Raw genomic sequence first — 18,032 nt, forward strand, 5'->3', positions numbered from 1 at the left:
ACCCAGTTTTCCTACTGTTTAACTGGGTATTGAGCCAAGGAGCACATCATGACCGAATGTGACGTCCCCTGCCGCCGCGAGCAGGTCGCATGAAGCAGGTCCACCTGGCCGCGCACTTCCCCGGCGTCAACAACACCACCGTCTGGACCGACCCCCGCTCCCGCAGCCAGATCGACTTCGAGTCGTTCGCCGACCTGGCCCGCACCGCGGAGCGGGGCAAGTTCGACTTCTTCTTCCTGGCCGAGGGCCTGCGGCTGCGCGAGCTGAAGGGCCGTATCCACGACCTGGACGTGGTCGGCCGCCCCGAGTCGCTCACCGTGCTGGCCGCGCTCGCCACCGTCACCGAACGCCTCGGGCTGGCCGCCACCGTCAACGCGACCTTCAACGAGCCGTACGAGCTGGCCAGGCGGCTGGCCACGCTCGACCACCTCAGCGCGGGCCGGGCCGCCTGGAACGTGGTCACCACCTCCGACGCCTTCACCGGCGAGAACTTCCGCCGCGGCGGCTACCTGGATCGTTCCGAGCGCTACACGCGGGCCGAGGAGTTCGTCCGGCTGTCGCGCGAGCTGTGGGACTCCTGGCGGCCCGACGCCGTGCTCGCCGACCAGGAGAGCGGGCGGTTCCTGCGGCCCGGGTCCGTCTCGGCGGTCAGCCACCGGGGCCGCCACTTCACCGTCGAGGGGCGCTTCAACGTCCCGCGCGGCCCGCAGGGCCACCCCGTGGTCATCCAGGCGGGGGACTCCGACGAGGGCAGGGAGTTCGCCGCGGCCAACGCCGACGTCATCTTCAGCCGCCACGGCACCCTGGAGGAGGGCCGGGCCTTCTACGCCGACGTCAAACGCCGGCTGGCCACGTACGGGCGGCAGCCGCACCAGCTCAAGATCATGCCGGCGGCGACGTTCGCGCTCGGCGACACCGACGCCGAGGCGGCCGAGCGCGCCGCCGAGATCCGCCGCCAGCAGGTGGGGCCGCAGACCGCGATCGCCTTCCTGGAGCAGATCTGGGGCCGGGACATGTCCGCCTACGACCCCGAAGGGCCGCTGCCCGAGGTGGAGCCCGCCGTCGAGCAGGGCGTCTCCCAGGGCCGGGTGCAGGTGGCCGACCGGGTCGCCGTGGCGGCGCGATGGCGGGCCGTGGCCGAGGAGAAGGAGCTGAGCATCCGCGAACTGGTGATCCACATGACCGGGCGGCAGTCGTTCGTGGGCTCGCCCGCGACCGTGGCCGCGCAGATCGAGGAGTTCGTGCGCACGGACGCCGCCGACGGATTCATCCTGGTCCCGCACCTCACGCCGGGCGGGCTGGACGACTTCGTGGCCGAGGTGGTGCCGCTGCTGCAGGAACGCGGCGTGTTCCGTACCGACTACGAGGGCGCCACGCTCCGCGACCACCTCGGGCTGGGAGGCGCGGCATGACGCGGCCGCCCCTGCACCTGGCCGTCGCGCTCGACGGCGCCGGCTGGCATCCCGCCGCCTGGCGGGACCCCGCCGTCGACGCGCGGGAGCTGTTCACCGCCCGCCACTGGGCCGGGCTGGTCGCCGAGGCCGAGCGCGGGCTGCTCGACTTCGTCACCATCGAGGACGCTCTGGGCCTGCAGTCCTCGGGCCTCGACGGGCCCGACGACCGCACCGACCAGGTGCGCGGCCGGTTCGACGCGGTGCTGCTCGCGGCGGCGCTCGCGCCGCTGACCACGCGCATCGGGCTGGTGCCCACGGCCACGACGACGCACACGGAGCCGTTCCACGTGGCGGTCGGCATCGCGAGCCTGGACCACGTCAGCCTGGGGCGCGCCGGGTGGCGGGTCCAGGTCTCGGCCCGCGCCTGGGAGGCGGCCCACTTCGGCCGCAGGGAGATCCCGGCGCTCATCCCCAAACGGGACACGGCGGGCCGGTGGGAGCCCGACGAGCGGGCCCGGGAGCTCATCGCGGACCTCTTCGAGGAGGCGGCCGACGCCGTGGAGGTGGCCAGGCGGCTGTGGGACAGCTGGGAGGACGACGCCGAGATCCGCGACGTGGCCACCGGCCGGTTCGTCGACCGGGACAAGCTCCACTACATCGACTTCGCCGGATCCCGGTTCTCCGTCAAGGGGCCGTCGATCACGCCCAGGCCGCCGCAGGGGCAGCCGGTCGTGACCGTGCTCGACCACGGTGGGTCGCCGGTGCCGTACGAGCTGCCGGCCCGCGCCGCCGACGTCGTCTTCGTCACCCCGCACAGCCGTGACCACGCGCGGGACATCGTCGAGCAGGTCAGGAGCCGTCCCAGGGACGGGCACCCGCTCAAGATCCTGGCCGACCTGCTCGTCCACGTCGGCGACGACGCGGCCGAGCGCAGGGCCCGGCTCGACGGGCTCGCCGCGCCGCCCGACTCGGACGCGTACACCTTCGCCGGCACCGCCGCCGAGCTGGCCGACCTGCTGCTGGACTGGCAGGAGGCCGGGATCGAGGGGTACCGGCTGCGGCCCGGCGCCGTGCCGCACGACCTGGCGGCGATCACCCGTGAGCTGGTCCCCGAGCTGCGGCGGCGCGGCGCCTTCAGGAGCCGGTACGAGGCCGCCACGCTGCGCGGGCACCTCGGCCTGCCGCGCGCGATCAACCGTTACGCCTCCCAGAAAGCAGATATTGCGTGAAATTTCTGGCCATCACCTTGATCGTTCATGACGGCCGCACGTCCACCAACGAGCGATTCCGCGAGGTCGTCTCCAACGCGGTCCTGGCCGAGGAGCTCGGGTTCGACGGGTTCGGGGTGGGGGAGCGGCACGAGCGGCCGTTCATCTCCTCCTCCCCGCCCGTGGTGCTCAGCCACATCGCCGCCCGGACCTCCCACATCCGGCTGTTCACCGCGGTCACCACGCTCAGCCTGCTGGACCCGGTCCGGGCGTACGAGGACTACGCCACCCTCGACCACCTGTCCGGCGGGCGGCTCGAACTGATCATCGGCAAGGGGAACGGCGCCGCCCAGGCCCAGCTCTTCCACGTCACCGCCGAGGACCAGTGGGAGCGCAACCGCGAGTCGTACGAGCTGTTCCGCAGGCTGTGGCGGGAGGACAAGGTCACCTGGGAGGGGCGGTTCAGGCCGTCGCTGACCGAGGCCGAGACCTGGCCGCGCCCGCTCCAGCGGCCGGTGCGCGTCTGGCACGGCAGCGCCACCAGCAAGGAGTCGGTGGACCTGGCCGCGCGCTTCGGCGACCCGCTCTTCTCCGCGAACGTCACCAACCCCATCGAGCCCTACGCCGAGCTGATCGACCACTACCGGGAGCGGTGGGCGCACTACGGGCACGACCCGGCCGAAGCCCTGGTCGGAGCGGGCACCGCGGGTTACTACGCCGCGAAGACCTCGCAGGAGGCCATCGAGACGTACCGGCCGATCTTCGAGGCCCGCCAGGAGACCTTCAAGCGGTACGGTGCCCCGCTCGTCTTCCACTCGCTGGAGGACGCCATCGAGCGCAGCTCCATCCTGGTCGGGAGCCCGCAGCAGATCATCGACAAGGTGCACCGCTACCACGACCGGTTCGGGCACGAGGTGATGCACCTGCACGCGGACGCCGACGGGCTGACGGACGCGCAGCACCGCTCGGCGCTGGAGCTGTTCCAGTCGGACATCGCTCCCGTGCTGCGCAAGGAGATACCCAGCAGGCCGTTCCCGGGAGGTTCCTCATGACGGTCCCCCTGTCCATCCTCGACCTGGCGCCGATCCCCTCCGGCGGGACCGCCCGGGACGCCATCCGCAACACCGTCGACCTGGCGCGGCGGGCCGAGTCCTTCGGCTACCGCCGGTACTGGCTGGCCGAGCACCACTTCGCGGCCGGCGTGGCCAGCTCGGCGCCCGCCGTGCTCATCGGGCTGGTCGCCGCGGCGACCAGCCGGATCCGGGTCGGCTCGGGGGCGGTGCAGCTCGGCCACCAGACGCCGCTGGCGGTGGTGGAGCAGTTCGGCCTCCTGGACGCGGCCCATCCGGGGCGCATCGACCTGGGTCTCGGCCGCTCCGGCCAGCGCCGCGCCGAGCTCGCCCGCCCCTCGGAACGTCCCCCGGAGCCTCCTCCTTCCGAGGCGAGGGTGGTGGACGGGCTGCTCATCCCGCCCCCGTTCGACTTCTCCGCGCTGATCAGGGCGGCGCCGCACCTCGCCGTCCAGGCCTCCCTCCTCCAGCAGCCCGGCGCCGAGACGCCGGACTTCGCCGACCAGCTCGACGACGTCCAGGCGTTCCTGGCCGGCACCTACACCTCCGCCGACGGGCGGAGCGCCCATGCGATCCCGGGCGAGGGTGCGGACGTCGAGGTGTGGATCCTGGGCAGCAGCGGCGGCCAGAGCGCGCAGGTGGCGGGGGAGCGGGGCCTGCCGTTCGCGGCCAACTACCACGTCAGCCCGGCCAGTGTCCTGGAGGCGGTGGAGGCGTACCGGGAGGCGTTCAAGCCGTCCGATGTCCTGGAGGAGCCGTACGTGATCGTGTCCGCCGACGTCGTCGTGGCGCGGGACGCGGCCACGGCGCGGGAGCTGGCCAAGCCCTACGGCCTGTGGGTGCGCAGCATCCGCACCGGGCAGGGCGCGATGCCGTACCCCACTCCGGAGGAGGCCGACGCCCACGTGTGGAGCGAGGAGGACAGGAAGCTGGTGGCCGACCGCCTCGACACCCAGTTCGTCGGCGACCCGGAGGCGGTGGCGGACGGGCTGCGGGTGCTCCAGCGGGTCACCGGGGCCGACGAGCTGCTGATCACCACCATCACGCACGGCCACGCCGACCGCGTCCGCTCGTATGAGCTGCTCGCGGACGCCTGGGGGTAATTCATGTATGTCCAGTAGGAAAAGTTGACTTTAGGGACCGGGGAACGTAGTTTCGTAGGCATGGGCCTTTACCTGACCCGGCGCCCGCACGTGGACTTCGGCCACGTCGCCAGCGCGCAGTGTCGCTGATCACGTACCGCTGAACCCCCCTCTCTCCCCTTCAGAGGAAACAACGTGATCAAGACCAGACATGCCCTCCTGGCCGCCTTGATGTCCGCCGTCCTGGCGGCCTGCGGCACGGCCCAGGCGAACCCCCAACAAGAGGTGAAGGTGCTGCGCTACCAGGGCAGCGCCGGCAACGTCACCTTCCCCGAGCTGGCCGAGGAGCTCGGCTATCTCGGCGACGTCAAGCTCAAGTGGGTCGGCAACACCACCTCCGGCCCCCAGGACATCCAGTCGGCCGCGACCGGGCAGACCGACTTCGGCGGCGCCTTCAACGGCGCCATCGTCAAGCTCAAGGCCGCCAAGGCGCCGATCAAGGCCGTGATCGGCTACTACGGCTCCGACCAGGCCACCTACAACGGCTACTACGTCAAAGAGGACAGCCCGATCAGGTCCGCCCGGGACCTGATCGGCAAGAAGATCGGCGTCAACACCCTCGGCGCCCACCACGAGGCCGTCATCAAGGAGTACCTCAAGCGCGAAGGGTTGACGCCCGAGGAGGTCAAGCAGGTCCAGCTCGTGGTGATCCCGCCGGTCAACACCGAGCAGGCCCTGCGCCAGGGGCAGCTCGACGTCGGCACCCTCGGCGGCGTGCTCAGGGACAAGGCGCTGGAGCGCGGCGGCCTGCGCCCCCTGTTCAAGGACGTGGACCTGTTCGGCCCGTTCACCGCCGGGTCCGTCGTGCTCCGCGAGGACTTCATCGCCGCCAACCCCCACACCGTCAAGACGTTCGTGACCGGCTTCGCGAAGGCCATCGAGTGGGCGCAAACCCACTCGCGCGAGGAGGTCGTCGCCAAGTTCCAGCAGATCATCGCCAAGCGCGGCCGCAACGAGAGCGCCGACGCCGTGCGGTTCTGGAAGAGCACCGGCATCGCCGCCAAGGGCGGTGTCATCGCCGACCAGGAGTTCAAGACCTGGACCGGCTGGCTGGAGCGCGAGGGCGAGATCAAGCCCGGCCAGGTCAAGGTCTCCGACCTCTACACCAACCAGTTCAACCCCTATGCCGGCGGGAGCGGGTCATGACCAAGATCAGCATCCGGAACGTGGCCAAGACGTTCCAGGTCAGGGACGCCGACCAGCCGTTCACCGCGCTGTCCGGCATCGACCTCGACGTGCGCGAGGGCGAGTTCCTCACGCTCGTCGGCCCCAGCGGCTGCGGCAAGTCCACCCTGCTCGACCTCATCGCCGGGCTGACCGCGCCGACGTCCGGGGAGATCCTCATCGACGGCGCGCAGGTGACCGGGCCCGGGCTCGACCGGGGCATCGTCTTCCAGCAGTACGCGCTGTTCCCCTGGCGCACGGCGCAGTCCAACGTCGAGTTCGGGCTGGAGGCCAAGGGCGTGCCCAGGAAGGAACGGGCGCGGCAGGCCCGCGAGCACCTCGCCCTCGTGGGGCTGGCCGGGTTCGAGGAGCGCTATCCGCACGAGCTGTCCGGCGGCATGCGCCAGCGGGTGGCCATCGCGCGCAGCCTCGCGTTCGACCCCGACGTGCTGCTGATGGACGAGCCGTTCGCCGCCCTGGACGCGCAGACCCGCGAGTCCCTCCAGGAGGAACTCGTGCACGTGTGGGAGCAGACCGGCAAGACCGTCGTGTTCATCACGCACGGCATCGACGAGGCCGTCTACCTCGGGCAGCGGGTCGCCGTCATGACCTCCCGGCCGGGGCGGATCAAGGAGGTCATCGACGTGCGCTTCGCCTCGCGCGAGGGAGATCTGCGGGCGGATCCGGCGTTCGGGGAATACCGGCACCGGGTGTGGGGGCTGCTGCGGGAAGAGGTCGCGGCGGCGCAGGTGCAGGAGCGGAAGGTGGCGACCAGTCGTGGCTGACCAGAAACTGCTCCCCGGCGACGTCCACCAGTACGACGAGGCCGCCCCGACCCCGGCTCCGACCCCGACCCCGGCTCCGACCCCGACCTCGGCTCCGACCCCGGCCTCGGCCCCGACCCCGGCCTCGACTCCGGCTCCGACCTCGGCTTTGGCCTTGACGGAGCCGTCGCGCCGGCGGCTTCTCGGCGGGCGGTGGCTCAGGCGGGCGGTCACGAACTCCACCGCCATCCTGCTTCTCCTCGCCGCCTGGGAGGTGCTGCCCAGGCTCGGCGTCGTCGACCCCGTCTTCGTCCCGCCGCTCTCGGAGAACCTCGTCGCCTGGTACGACCTCCTCGTCGGCGGCCAGCTCCCCGAGCACCTCGAGGCGTCCCTCGCCCGCTCGCTGTCCGGCTTCGGCCTGGCCATCGTGCTGGCGATCCCGCTCGGCCTGCTGATCGGCTGGTACAAACCGGTCGCCGACTTCCTCACCCCGCTGCTGGAGCTGTTCCGCAACACCTCTGCGGTGGCGCTGCTCCCGGTGTTCACGCTGATCCTGGGCATCGGGGAGACGACGAAGGTCACCTTCGTGCTGTACGCGTGCGCGTGGCCGATCCTGCTCAACACGATCAGCGGCGTGAAGACCGTCGAGCCGCTGCTCATCAAGTCGGCCAGGTCGATGGGCCTCGGCCCGGTCCGCCTGTTCCAGAAGGTGATCCTGCCCGCCGCCGTGCCCACCATCTTCACCGGGGTGCGGCTGGCGGGCGCGTACTCGATCCTCGTCCTGCTCTTCGCCGAGATGGTGGGCGCCAAGGCCGGACTCGGGTATCTCATCCTCGACACCCAGTCCAGCTTCCGCATCCCCGACATGTACGCGGGAATCATCACGATCTCCGTACTCGGCCTGCTGTTCAACCTGCTCCTGGTCGGCGTCGAGCGCCGCTTCTCCACCTGGAGGACCACTTGACGAGAAAGCTCCACCTGAACGCCTTCCTCATGGGCGTCGGCCACCACGAGGCGGCCTGGAGACACCCCCGAACCGAACCCGCCCGCCTCACCGACGTCCGCCACTACCAGGAGCTCGCCAGGATCGCCGAACGCGGCAAGCTCGACTCCGTCTTCCTCGCCGACGGCGTGGCCCTGCACGGCAACGTCCGGCACAACGCGCTCGGCGGCCTCGAACCCCTGACCCTGCTGTCGGCCCTGGCCGCCGTCACCGATCACATCGGCCTCATCGCCACCGTGTCGACGACGTACAACGAGCCCTTCCACGTGGCCCGCAAGTTCGCCTCGCTCGACCACATCAGCGGCGGCCGGGCCGGCTGGAACATCGTCACCTCCGCCGGCGAGGCCGAGGCCCGCAACTTCGGCATCGTCCGTCCCTCGCACGCCGACCGCTACGCCAGGGCCGGCGAGTTCCTGGAGGTCACGCGGAAGCTGTGGGACAGCTGGGAGGACGACGCGATCCTGGGTGACCGCGTCGCCGGCGACTACGCCGACACCGGCAAGATCCACCCGATCGAGCACGCGGGGGAGCACTTCTCGGTCAGCGGCCCCCTGAACACCTCCCGCTCACCCCAGGGCCACCCGCTCCTGGTCCAGGCCGGGTCCTCGGAGGACGGCAAGGACTTCGCCGCCCGCTACGCCGAGGCCGTCTTCACCGCCCAGCAGACCCTGCGGGAAGGGCAGGAGTTCTACGCCGACCTGAAGCGGCGGCTGGCCGCCTACGGGCGGCGGCACGAGGACGTGCTCATCCTGCCGGGCATCTCGCCGATCATCGGCTCGACCGAGCGCGAGGCGCTGCGGCTGGAGAAGGAACTGGAGGACCTGATCATCCCCGCGTACGGGCTGGCGCAGCTCTCCCACATGACCGGCATCGACCTCACCGAGGACGCGCTGGACGGCCCCCTGCCCGACGTGCCCGTGGAGACGGAGGGCGCGCAGAGCCGCCGCAAGCTCGTCGTGGACCTGGCCAGGCGCGAGAACCTCACGGTCAGGCAGCTCCTCAACCGCCTGGCGGGCGGCCGGGGCCACCGCGTGGTCGCGGGAACGCCGGAGCAGATCGCCGACCAGCTCCAGGAATGGTTCCTGGCCGGCGCGGCCGACGGGTTCAACGTCATGCCGCCGATCCTGCCCGGCGGCCTGAGCGACTTCGTCGACCACGTGGTGCCGGAGCTGCAGATCAGGGGCCTGTTCCGGTACGAGTACGAGGGGCGCACGCTCCGCGAGAACTACGGCCTGCCCAGACCCCCGTCCCGCTACGCCGCCGCCGGTCGGGCTGCTCGGCGCGAAGTGGCGGTGGCGCGATGAGCATCGTGACCCTCGTGGGCAACCCCCGGCCCGGCTCCCGCACCCTCTCGGTGGCCACCACCGCGGCCCAGGCCGTCGGCGACCGCCTGGGAGCCGCCTCGGAGGCGTACGAGGTCGTGGACCTGTCGGACCTCGCGCCCCACCTGCTCTCGCCCGTCGCACACCCCGAGGTGCGCGCGGCCCTGGAGCTGGTGACCGGCGCGAGCGCCGTCGTGGTGGCGAGCCCCACCTACAAGGGCACGTACACGGGGCTGCTGAAGTCGTTCCTCGACCGCCTGCCACCGGACGCGCTGGCGGGCACGTCGGCGCTGCCGCTCCTGGTCATGGGGGATCCCAAGCATTCGCTGGCGGTGGAGGTGCACCTGCGCCCGCTGCTGGTGGAACTGGGCGCCTTCGTGCCGACACCGGGACTGGCGGTGCTGGAGTCGCAGATTCCGGAGCTGGGAGAGGTGGTGGCGGGGTGGGCCGATCGTGTGGCGCCGCAGGTGACCGCTGTGCTCAAGGAAGGGGCGCTTTCGTGACGGAGACGGTGGCCGCCCGGGAGGCCCGCCGAGCCAGAGAGGCCCGCCAGGCCCGGGACGCCCGCCGCACCTCAGACCCCCGCCCTGTGCCCGACTCCCGCCCTGTGTCCGACTCCCGCCCTGTGTCCGACTCCCGCCCTGTGCCTGGCTCCCGCAATGGGCACGCGTCCGAGGCGCCGACGGTGCCTGCGACGCGCCCGGCCCCGGAGGAGCCGGAGAGGAGTGCGGTCGACCCCGACGGGTTCCGCCGGGCGCTCGCCGTACACGCCGCAGGGGTCGTCATCATCACCGCCCAGAACGACGGCATCCCCGTCGGGCTGACGGCGACATCCTTCTCCTCCGTCAGCCTCGACCCACCCCTGGTCTCGTTCTACGTCGACCAGTCCTCCACCACCTGGCCCTGGCTGCGCGACGCGGACCACTTCGCGGTCAACGTCCTGGCCAGCGACCAGGCCGAGCTGGCCGCCAGGTTCGCGCGCAAGGACATCGACCGGTTCGCCGAGCCCACCCGCTGGCGTCCGGGACCCCTGGGCGCGCCCCTGCTCCAGGACGTCTCCGCCCACCTCATCTGCCTCCCGCACGAGACCGTGGACGTCGGCGACCACACCCTGGTGGTCGGCCTGGTCGCCGAGGCCAGGGTGCACAGCCCGGGCCGTCCCCTCATCTACCACCAGGGCCGCTTCGGCCGCTTCATCGCCCACCCCTAGAGAAACGACTGAACGGCCGCCCGGCACATCGCCGGGCGGCCGTTCCATTTGCACCCACAGGGCCCGGACATGCGTATGGCCCTGGCCACATCATCGGGGCCAGGGCCATGCACAAGGAGCAGAGGTCAGGCGGCGATCGGGGAGTAGGCGGCCGCGTCGCCCTTCAGCACGACACTGGGCCGGCCGTCCACGCCCACCGGCACGTCACCGGCGATCGTGACCCGGTGCAGCCGCCTCGGACGGTCGCCGAAGTCGTGCACCACCCGGTGCTGCGTCGCCCGGTTGTCCCAGATGGCGACGTCGCCGGGTGCCCAGCGCCAGCGCACGGTGTTCTCGACCTCGGTGACGTGCTCCTGGATCAGCCGGATGAGCGAGGCGGACGTGTGCGCCGACAGCCCCACCAGCCGCTTGGCGAAGTCCCCGAGCAGGATCGAGCGTTCGCCGGTCTCCGGGTGCACCCGCACCACCGGGTGCTCGGTCTCGAACACCGTGGAGGCGAACACCTCGGCGCGTTCCCGCGCCCGTTCGGGATTGTCGGAGGTGGCGATGCGGACGTAGTCGTGCTGGTTGGTGTGCACGGCCTGCAGCCGGTCGAGCAGGTCCCGCAGCTCGGCGGGCAGGTGGTCGTACGCGGCCACGGTGTTGGTCCACAGCGTGTCGCCGCCGGCCGCCGGAACGGTGACGGCCCGCAGCACCGACGCCAGCGGCGGCCGGTCCACGAACGTCACATCCGTGTGCCAGCGATCCACCTTCTGGCCGTCGCGGTAGTCGAGGTCGAGGACGTGGTCGTTCCCGTCGAGCGAGGGGACGGTCGGGTGGGCGGCGGTCGGTTCGCCGAGCAGCCGGGCGAAGGCCACCTGGCTCTGCTCGTCGAGATGGTCTTGTCCGCGGAAGAAGACCACCTTGTGGCCGAGCAGCGCCAGGCGGATCTCCGCGACGACGTCGGCAGGCAGATCGCCGCCGAGCCGTACGCCGGAGATCTCCGCGCCTATCCGGCCGGCGACGGGGATGATGGACAGGGATGACATGGGATTTTTCCTTCCGTTAGAGGGGTTGCCTGCGTTCGGAAGGAAGGACAGAGCGCGCTGGCCACGCGGCAGAAGTCCACGTGACCCCGGATGGTCAGAGCCGTCGTCGTCACGCCATCAAACGTAGATCGCCCCACCTCTGAAGTCAATTGAATTGGTAGGGAATTAGGGTTTTTCTAGGTGCAGGTGACCGAGTACGTCATCGGGCCTGAGGCGACGACGTTGGGCAGCCTGGTCTCCATGTATCCGGTGACGGTCCTGCCCGTGGACTCGTCCACCATGAACTCGCGCTCGATGACCTTGGTCAGCGGATCACCCGGCGGGAAGGCCGCGCCGTCGAGCCAGGCGGCCAGGGTCTCGTCGAAGTACCACTGCGCGTACACCATCTGCTCCATCGGCGCCGACACCGTCACCTTGGCCCGGGCCTTCAAGGTGACCGGGCACTCGCCCCGGTAGGTCGCCGGGGTAATGGAGGCTTCGGTGACCGAGACCACGTGCGGGTATGAATCCGCGGGCGGCTTGCCACCGCAGTCGACCGCGTAGCCGATCGCCTCGCCGCGCGTGACCCTGCCGTTCGCGGTCACCTCCAGCCAGATCTTGCCGGTCTTGCTGATCCACTCGTCCCAGACCCGTTGCGGACGCAGTGCGGCGGCCTGGGTGAAGGTGTGGGTGAACGGCGCGGTGTAGCTGCCGTCGGCCCAGCGCCACCGGTAGCTGATCGTGAGCGGCAGCGACGCGGAGGGCGTCGGGGTGACCTGCGAGAGGATCGTGAACTGTTTGGACGTTCCCGGACAGGGCTGCGGGTTCCGGCTTTCGATGACCTGGGTTCCGGTGATCGTGACCGCGTCGCCGTCCCGGCAGGTGATCGTGAAGGCGGCAGGCTGGGTGGTGGTCGCGTTCGGGGTGAGGACGCGCAAGTACGCCGAGCCGCCGCTCACCTTCGACGGGTCCGTCACCTTCCAGGTGGTCTCCAGCACCGTGGTCAGGTCTCCTCCGAGCATGACCTCGCCGGGGATCGTCGTGCCGTCGCCGCGTACCCACTGGTAGGTGACCTTGGCCGGCTTGGTGACCGCGAGGTCGACGCGGAACACGAACTCCACCGGCCGTCCGCACGGCCCTTCGTACCGCGCGGGCGTCACCCGCGGGTTGGCGGCGGCGGCGACCGGGCCGGGCTCGGGCGGGTCGGTGCAGGTCACGCGGTAGGGGACCTGGGCGGAGTCCGTCACGCGGCCCTTGACGTCCAGGATCTCCAGCCGGCGGTGGCCGGAATGGCCGGTCAGGAACGTCCGGCGGGAGCTGACCGCCGTGCTCCGCGCGGTGAGCCACAGCCGCTCGACCGGCTCGGCGCCGCCGTCGCCGTCCACCCACCGGTACGCCACCGCCGCCGGCGTCCTCGACACCGTGATCCGCCCGTCGAACGTCACCGTGCGGCCGGGCGCCCGGCACGCTCCCCGGTACGGCGCGGGCGTGGCCAGCGTGACCCCGATGCGCGTTCTGTCTTCGGAAACGTCCTCCAGCCGCAGGGGGTCACACGACACCGTGAAGCGGGCCTTGGCCGAGGTCGCCTTCCGAGGGCTGAGCACCTGCAGCGCCTGCCACCCCGACGCGCTCGCCGCGAACATCTGCCGATCCCGTACGACCACCGCCCCGCCCTTGACCTGGGCCGTGCGGATCGGCCCCTTGGTGCCGTCGCCGCGCAGCCAGCGGTAGGTGACCCTGTTCGCGCCGCGCACCGCGACCTTGGCCGCGAACGCCGTGGTGGCCGGACACGAGCCCGCATATCGGGCAGGTGAGGCCGTCACCCTGCCCACTTTCACCGATGCGGCCGCAGCCTGCGCCGGCGCGGCGGTCAGGCCGCCTGCCAGCGCCAGGGCGGCGGCCAGCGCCGTCCATGCTTTACGCACCTCGATCTCCTCAATCTCCTCAAGATCGGACTGATCCCGGGAGTCTGGCGGGAGAGGGTTGTGCGGGACTTGGGCGAAACTTGAGGCCCGAGGAGTCAGGCGTGCTGCTCGCGCAGCCGATCGAGCATCGACTCTGCGGGCCTGCCCAGCACGTGGGCCAGATCCGGGCTCTGGAACTCCAGTGCCCCCGCCCGTACCTGCGCATTGAGCCAGCTCATCGGTCCCGGCCCGGCATCGGGCATCTCCCGGTACGGCACCCCCAGCACCTCGGCCGCCTCCCGGTAGGTCCACAACGGCCCGGTGAAGTCGTACGCCCGCCCCAGGTGCCCGTCCCCGGTCAGCACCTGAACGGCGGCCTCGGCCAGGTCGGACCTGAAAGCGGTGTTCAGCCCGCGCCCGCCGGTGCTGCCGGCGAGCTCGCCGCCGGAGACCTGCGGCACGAAGGCATCGCCGTAGTAGGGGTGGCGCAGCAGCGTGTACGGCAGGCCGCTGTCGAGGATGGCCCGTTCGGTGGCGTGATGGGCCTCGGTGGCGCCGGTGGCGACGGTGCCCGCTCCCAGCAGGCTCGTGTAGGCGATGGCGCCGACCCCGGCGTCGGCCGCCGCCGCGACCGCGTCCAGGTGCTGCTTGATCCTGCGCGCCGGGTCGAGTTCCGGCGACGAGATGAGCAGGAGCCGCGTGGCCCCCTCGAACGCCTCGCGCAGGCTGTCCGGCTCGTCGTAGTCGCCCCGCCGTACCCGGACGCCCTGCGAGGCCCGTACGGGATCGCGCACGACGGCCACCACATCGGGCTGACCGGACAACCGGTCGATGACCAGACGACCGAGCGCCCCGGACGCCCCGGTGACCACGATCATGGAACTCCCTCCGACGAAGATCGGCCAAGTCAACCGCCCACGACCCGCCGCCTGCCACCCATTTCCCACCCACCCCGGTCACCGGCCTACGCCCCACCCCGGTCACCGGCCTACGAGCCCACCATCCCGGCCCTCGGCCTGCCAGACCACCCACCCTGGTCACCGGCGCCGGCGGGCCCGCCCACCCTCGGTCGCCCGGCCTGCGGGCCCGACCGGCCACCCCCGGCTACCAGCCCGCGAACGGCCCTCTGGGATACTCCCGCGCATGACAACAGACGGGAGGCGGCCGGGGTTCGCGACGCACGGGATCGGGTCGGACCACCCGATGACGTGGACGCTGCGCCGCGCGGAGCCGACAGACGTCGAGGCGATCGCGGACCTGCGCGCGTCGGTCATGCGCCCGGACCTGCAGCGGCTGGGCCGCTTCGACGAGCACCGGGTCCGGCAGCGGTTCCGGGACGCCTTCTCCCCGGACTACACGTCGCTCATCTTGACGGACGGCGACTTCGCGGGTTGCGTGACATTCCGCCCGGGCGAGGATGCGTGGTGGTTCGAGCACTTCTACCTCGCCCAGGAACTCCAGGGCCGCGGCCTCGGCTCGGCCGTGCTGCGCGAACTGCTGGAGCGGTCCGACGCCGAAGGCCTGACCGTCCGGCTGAACGTCCTGCGGGGAAGCGCCGCGCAACGGTTGTACGAACGCCACGGGTTCACTGTGGAGACCGAGGACCCGGTCGACGTCTTCATGGTGCGGGAACCGGCGGCGAGCACGTCAGGAGGTGGGCCTCATGCATGAGTGCTGCGCCAGGAACGAGTCGGTGGCGATGTCGGTTTCCGTGATACGTCCGATCAGCGCCAAGGCGGAGCTGATGCTCTCCATTTCCTCCACACGATCGTCGAGGACGTCGTCATCGCTGATCTGGAAGCGCAGTCCGTCCATCAGGTGATCGAGCGCGTGCGGGTCGTCGCCGTACCGCTTCTCCGGCCAGGTCGGGTCGAATGAGACGAGTATGTGCCCGTCACGGGCGTAATCGAAATATGCGTTGCCGTTGATGTCCATGCGGAGGCCGAGAGCCTGCCGGCCACCTTCGGTGATGGAACGCAGGCACTCGCCGTCGGCATGCGCCGGCACGATGCCGATCCAGCCGTTGGCCTCGGCAACCCAGGTGGATCCGTCGTCGATGTTGTGATCGAGGATCTCGCTCAGGTGGCACGGGGTACGGGTGGCGAGGTCCAGGCACCAGTCCAGGGCGAGTGCGTCGAGGTCCGCGCCCTTGACCCACATGGCGCTGAATCCCAGCGCCCACAGGTCCATCTCGCCATCGAGCCCTTCGGTGAAGATGGTCGAGACCAGAAGGTCGTGCAGGTAGGTCGGTGACTGCATGGCTGCCTCTCGGAGGAGGGGTGCTGGGTTGCGGGGTGCCTTGCTTGATTCTTACGAAGAAGCCGCTGGAGGGCCTGCGCTCATCAATGCCGTTCGCGGGCTCCGCCGTGCACTCGAGTAACGACGTCCGTCCGACGCGTCAGGGTGACCCACCCCGGCGAGCCCGATGGGACAGGGACTGGCGCGGCTGGGCTCAGGCAATTTTCCGAACGTGCGACGCCTCCGCAGAGAGCGGCGCGCCGTCTCGGCTGAGCGGGTGGAGTTCGGGAAGCTCCCGCCCTTGGTCGTCGACGAGAACGGAGTGCGACTCGTCCGGGGCGAAGGCGTGGCGCTCGCCCCATTGGCGGAGGGCGACGACGGCCGTGAAGAGGTCCAGCCCGGCTTCGGTGAGCCGGTACGTGTGCCGTCTGCCGTCGGCCGCGGCGCTCTTGTCAAGGATGCCGTGCTCGACCAGTTTGCGGAGCCGGTCGGTGAGGATGTTGCGGGCGATCCCCAGCCGTTGAAGGAACTCGGTGAAGGTCGTCGCCCCGTCCATCGCGTCGCGGATGATCAGCAGGCTCCACCGGTCGCCTATCAGGTCGACGGTCCGTGCGACCGGGCAGGCCGGGTCGGTCCAAACGCTTCCTGCGGCGAGTGCGACGTCCACCGGCCCCCTCCAAGATGAGTTGCAATATGAAACCAGTATGCCCTAGCTTCAGATGAGTTGCATTTTGCAACTTACTGGAGGGTGATATGTCGTCAGGATTGACCGGGAGGCAGCGGGCCGTGCTCGCGCTGGTGTGCGCGGTGGCGGTGTCGACCATCTACGGCATCCAGCCGGTCATCGAGGCCGCGGGCCAGGACCTCGGGCTGGGGGAAGGAGCGTTGGGGTGGCTGGTCGCCGCCGGCCAGATCGGCTATCTCGCGGGGCTGGTGCTGCTGGTCCCGCTCGGTGACCTGTTCGACCGCCGCAGACTCATCACGGTGCACCTGCTGCTCACAGCAGTAGGTGCGGGGGTGGCCGCCGCCGCACCCAGTGGTGTCGTCGCGATCGCGGGCCTGGCCCTGGCCGGACTGTTCGCCGTGGTCGTCCAGATCACGGTGGCCTACGTCGCCGCCGTCTCACCGGCCGGCGAGCGCGGCCGCAACATCGGAGCGGTCACCTCGGGCGTGGTCATCGGGATCCTCGGCGTACGGGTGGTCGCGGGCACGCTGGGCGAGCTGGCCGACTGGCGCATGGTCTACCTCGTGATCGCCGGACTCTGCGGGATGCTCGCGCTCGCCGCCCGATTCACCCTCGAGGCCGACATCCGCCGCCCCCGAGCCCGGTACGGGCAACTGCTGTCATCGCTGGGTCGTCTGGTCGTCGGCGACCGGCTCTTCCTCAGCCGGGGACTGGTCGCGTTCTTCCTGTTCGCCTCCTTCGGCACGCTGTGGAGCGGGCTGGCGCTCCCGCTCGGCGCCGCGCCGTGGCACTTGGGCACTACCGAGATCGGACTGTTCGGACTCGCCGGTCTCACCGGGGCACTGGGCGCGGCCCGGGCCGGCCGATGGGCCGACCGGGGGCTGGCGTCCTCGGTCACCGGCTGGTCGCTGGCCCTGCTCACGGCCTCGTGGCTGCTGATCGCCCAAGCGGGGTCGTCGCTGTGGCCGCTGATCGTCGGCGTCATCGTCCTGGACTTCGCCGTGCAAGCCGTTCACGTCAGCAGCCAGCACCTGCTCACCAACGCCCGCCCCGACCAGAGCAGCAGCGTCATCGGCGCCTACATGGCCTTCTACTCCCTCGGCTCCGCGCTCGGTGCGATCACCACCACCTGGGCCTACAGCGCCGCCGGATGGCCGGCCGCCAGCCTGCTCGGCGCGGCCTACGCCGCACTCGGACTCCTCGTCGCCACCTCGACCCGGCGCTTCACCGCTCTACCGCCGGCGCAGCAACCACGTGCGTCCGTATCGGACACGTCCCGCTGACACTCGATGGCGCGTTCGCCTCTCGGGTCTTCCCGCGCCCGCCGGCGTCACCTGAGGGAAGTGTCACATGACAGTTATCACAGGGGTTCGTGTTAGTTGTTTCTACCGGCGAAGGGGCCCGGCGGGCGAGGCTTGACCTGCAACAAGGGGCAGCGAGCAGTCCAGATGCCCGCTGCCACTCCCATCGGATCTCGGCTGCGAGCCGAGGCGGAAGGAGAGTGGGCCCGATGGCCGAAAGCCTCTACATTCTCGGTGACGAGGACCGCAAGAAGTTCGCCAGGCTGATCGCCGCCGCGTGGTCGGAGGACGACGTGAAGAGCCGTTACGGCCGCGAGCCTCGCCTGATGCTGGCCGAGTACGGCATCGCGTACCCGGAGGGTGTGGCCACGCCGCCGCTGCCCCCGAAGCCCGCCGGTCAGTTCAGCATCGAGGAGCTCGAGGTCGCGGCCGGCACCGAGGCCCCGGCCGACGGCTGCTTCGGCTCCGCCAGCTCGGTCAGCTGCTTCACCGGCTGCGTCGCCACCGCCTCCACCTTCGGCTGCGCGGGCGTGGCGGAGACACCGACTACGTGGACCTGTACCAGATCCACCGGTGGGACGACGAGACGCCCATCGAGGAGACCATGGAGGCGCTGCACG

Annotated in this window: 17 protein-coding genes and 1 pseudogene; 13 read left to right on the forward strand and 5 right to left on the reverse strand. The window is 70.9% G+C overall.

Features of this window, described 5'->3' with window-relative positions:
• Positions 1–89 precede the first annotated feature (89 nt).
• From ACWEPL_RS46765 to ACWEPL_RS46810, 10 genes are all read left to right on the forward strand, one after another.
• Positions 90–1,412 (forward strand): NtaA/DmoA family FMN-dependent monooxygenase, encoded by a 1,323-nt coding sequence (locus tag ACWEPL_RS46765; RefSeq protein ID WP_452440057.1) that lies wholly within the window; start codon positions 90–92, stop codon positions 1,410–1,412.
• On the forward strand, positions 1,409–2,623 hold the full coding sequence (locus tag ACWEPL_RS46770) for an LLM class flavin-dependent oxidoreductase (protein WP_452440059.1): 1,215 nt from the start codon (positions 1,409–1,411) through the stop codon (positions 2,621–2,623). Before ACWEPL_RS46765 ends, ACWEPL_RS46770 begins: the two co-directional genes overlap by 4 nt.
• Entirely contained in the window at positions 2,620–3,654 is a 1,035-nt protein-coding gene (locus ACWEPL_RS46775) for an LLM class flavin-dependent oxidoreductase (protein WP_452440060.1), read from the forward strand. The genes ACWEPL_RS46770 and ACWEPL_RS46775 overlap by 4 nt, the downstream gene beginning before the upstream one ends.
• A complete protein-coding gene (locus ACWEPL_RS46780; protein WP_452440061.1) occupies positions 3,651–4,775 on the forward strand; it encodes an LLM class flavin-dependent oxidoreductase in 1,125 nt (374 codons plus the stop codon). The genes ACWEPL_RS46775 and ACWEPL_RS46780 overlap by 4 nt, the downstream gene beginning before the upstream one ends.
• A 174-nt stretch (positions 4,776–4,949) precedes the next feature.
• Positions 4,950–5,960 carry an ABC transporter substrate-binding protein gene (locus tag ACWEPL_RS46785; RefSeq protein ID WP_350736880.1) on the forward strand — a complete coding sequence of 337 codons (1,011 nt, stop codon included), beginning with the start codon at positions 4,950–4,952 and terminating at the stop codon, positions 5,958–5,960.
• Positions 5,957–6,763, forward strand: coding sequence for an ABC transporter ATP-binding protein (locus tag ACWEPL_RS46790; RefSeq protein WP_363966998.1), 807 nt, complete (start codon positions 5,957–5,959; stop codon positions 6,761–6,763). The genes ACWEPL_RS46785 and ACWEPL_RS46790 overlap by 4 nt, the downstream gene beginning before the upstream one ends.
• Positions 6,756–7,706 carry an ABC transporter permease gene (locus tag ACWEPL_RS46795; protein WP_452440064.1) on the forward strand — a complete coding sequence of 317 codons (951 nt, stop codon included), beginning with the start codon at positions 6,756–6,758 and terminating at the stop codon, positions 7,704–7,706. Before ACWEPL_RS46790 ends, ACWEPL_RS46795 begins: the two co-directional genes overlap by 8 nt.
• Positions 7,703–9,049 (forward strand): LLM class flavin-dependent oxidoreductase, encoded by a 1,347-nt coding sequence (locus ACWEPL_RS46800; protein ID WP_363966994.1) that lies wholly within the window; start codon positions 7,703–7,705, stop codon positions 9,047–9,049. The genes ACWEPL_RS46795 and ACWEPL_RS46800 overlap by 4 nt, the downstream gene beginning before the upstream one ends.
• A complete protein-coding gene (locus tag ACWEPL_RS46805) occupies positions 9,046–9,570 on the forward strand; it encodes an NADPH-dependent FMN reductase (protein WP_452440065.1) in 525 nt (174 codons plus the stop codon). The genes ACWEPL_RS46800 and ACWEPL_RS46805 overlap by 4 nt, the downstream gene beginning before the upstream one ends.
• A gap of 182 nt (positions 9,571–9,752) precedes the next feature.
• Positions 9,753–10,277, forward strand: coding sequence for a flavin reductase family protein (locus tag ACWEPL_RS46810; RefSeq protein WP_449907765.1), 525 nt, complete (start codon positions 9,753–9,755; stop codon positions 10,275–10,277).
• Positions 10,278–10,402: 125 nt separating this feature from the next.
• Here ACWEPL_RS46810 and ACWEPL_RS46815 read toward each other — a convergent pair whose 3' ends face one another.
• The 3 genes from ACWEPL_RS46815 to ACWEPL_RS46825 all read right to left on the reverse strand — a co-directional run bounded on the left by ACWEPL_RS46815 (position 10,403) and on the right by ACWEPL_RS46825 (position 14,066).
• On the reverse strand, positions 10,403–11,305 hold the full coding sequence (locus ACWEPL_RS46815) for a TauD/TfdA dioxygenase family protein (protein WP_452440066.1): 903 nt from the start codon (positions 11,303–11,305) through the stop codon (positions 10,403–10,405).
• A 176-nt stretch (positions 11,306–11,481) separates the two neighbouring features.
• Positions 11,482–13,209 carry a hypothetical protein gene (locus ACWEPL_RS46820; RefSeq protein ID WP_452440067.1) on the reverse strand — a complete coding sequence of 576 codons (1,728 nt, stop codon included), beginning with the start codon at positions 13,207–13,209 and terminating at the stop codon, positions 11,482–11,484.
• A 95-nt stretch (positions 13,210–13,304) separates the two neighbouring features.
• Positions 13,305–14,066 carry an NAD(P)H-binding protein gene (locus ACWEPL_RS46825; protein ID WP_452440069.1) on the reverse strand — a complete coding sequence of 254 codons (762 nt, stop codon included), beginning with the start codon at positions 14,064–14,066 and terminating at the stop codon, positions 13,305–13,307.
• Positions 14,067–14,331: 265 nt separating this feature from the next.
• Between ACWEPL_RS46825 and ACWEPL_RS46830 the strand changes: the two genes are divergently transcribed.
• Positions 14,332–14,859: an N-acetyltransferase family protein gene (locus tag ACWEPL_RS46830; RefSeq protein WP_452440070.1), complete on the forward strand. Its 528-nt coding sequence runs from the start codon at positions 14,332–14,334 to the stop codon at positions 14,857–14,859.
• Here the strand turns inward: ACWEPL_RS46830 and ACWEPL_RS46835 are convergent.
• Both ACWEPL_RS46835 and ACWEPL_RS46840 read right to left on the reverse strand, forming a co-directional pair.
• Positions 14,836–15,378: a DUF6461 domain-containing protein gene (locus tag ACWEPL_RS46835; RefSeq protein WP_452440071.1), complete on the reverse strand. Its 543-nt coding sequence runs from the start codon at positions 15,376–15,378 to the stop codon at positions 14,836–14,838. The two genes, ACWEPL_RS46830 and ACWEPL_RS46835, sit on opposite strands and share 24 nt — an antisense overlap.
• Positions 15,379–15,640: 262 nt before the next feature.
• Entirely contained in the window at positions 15,641–16,093 is a 453-nt protein-coding gene (locus ACWEPL_RS46840; protein ID WP_363966978.1) for a winged helix-turn-helix transcriptional regulator, read from the reverse strand.
• Positions 16,094–16,179: 86 nt separating this feature from the next.
• On the opposite strand from ACWEPL_RS46840, the gene ACWEPL_RS46845 reads away from it, so the two are divergent.
• Together ACWEPL_RS46845 and ACWEPL_RS46850 are read left to right on the forward strand one after the other, a co-directional pair.
• Complete coding sequence (locus ACWEPL_RS46845; protein WP_452440072.1) at positions 16,180–17,394, forward strand: MFS transporter; 1,215 nt, start codon at positions 16,180–16,182, stop codon at positions 17,392–17,394.
• 559 nt (positions 17,395–17,953) lie between these two features.
• Positions 17,954–18,032: pseudogene (locus ACWEPL_RS46850) on the forward strand (aldo/keto reductase); the annotation flags it as partial.

It is taken from the genome of Nonomuraea sp. NPDC004186 (genome assembly GCF_053603495.1).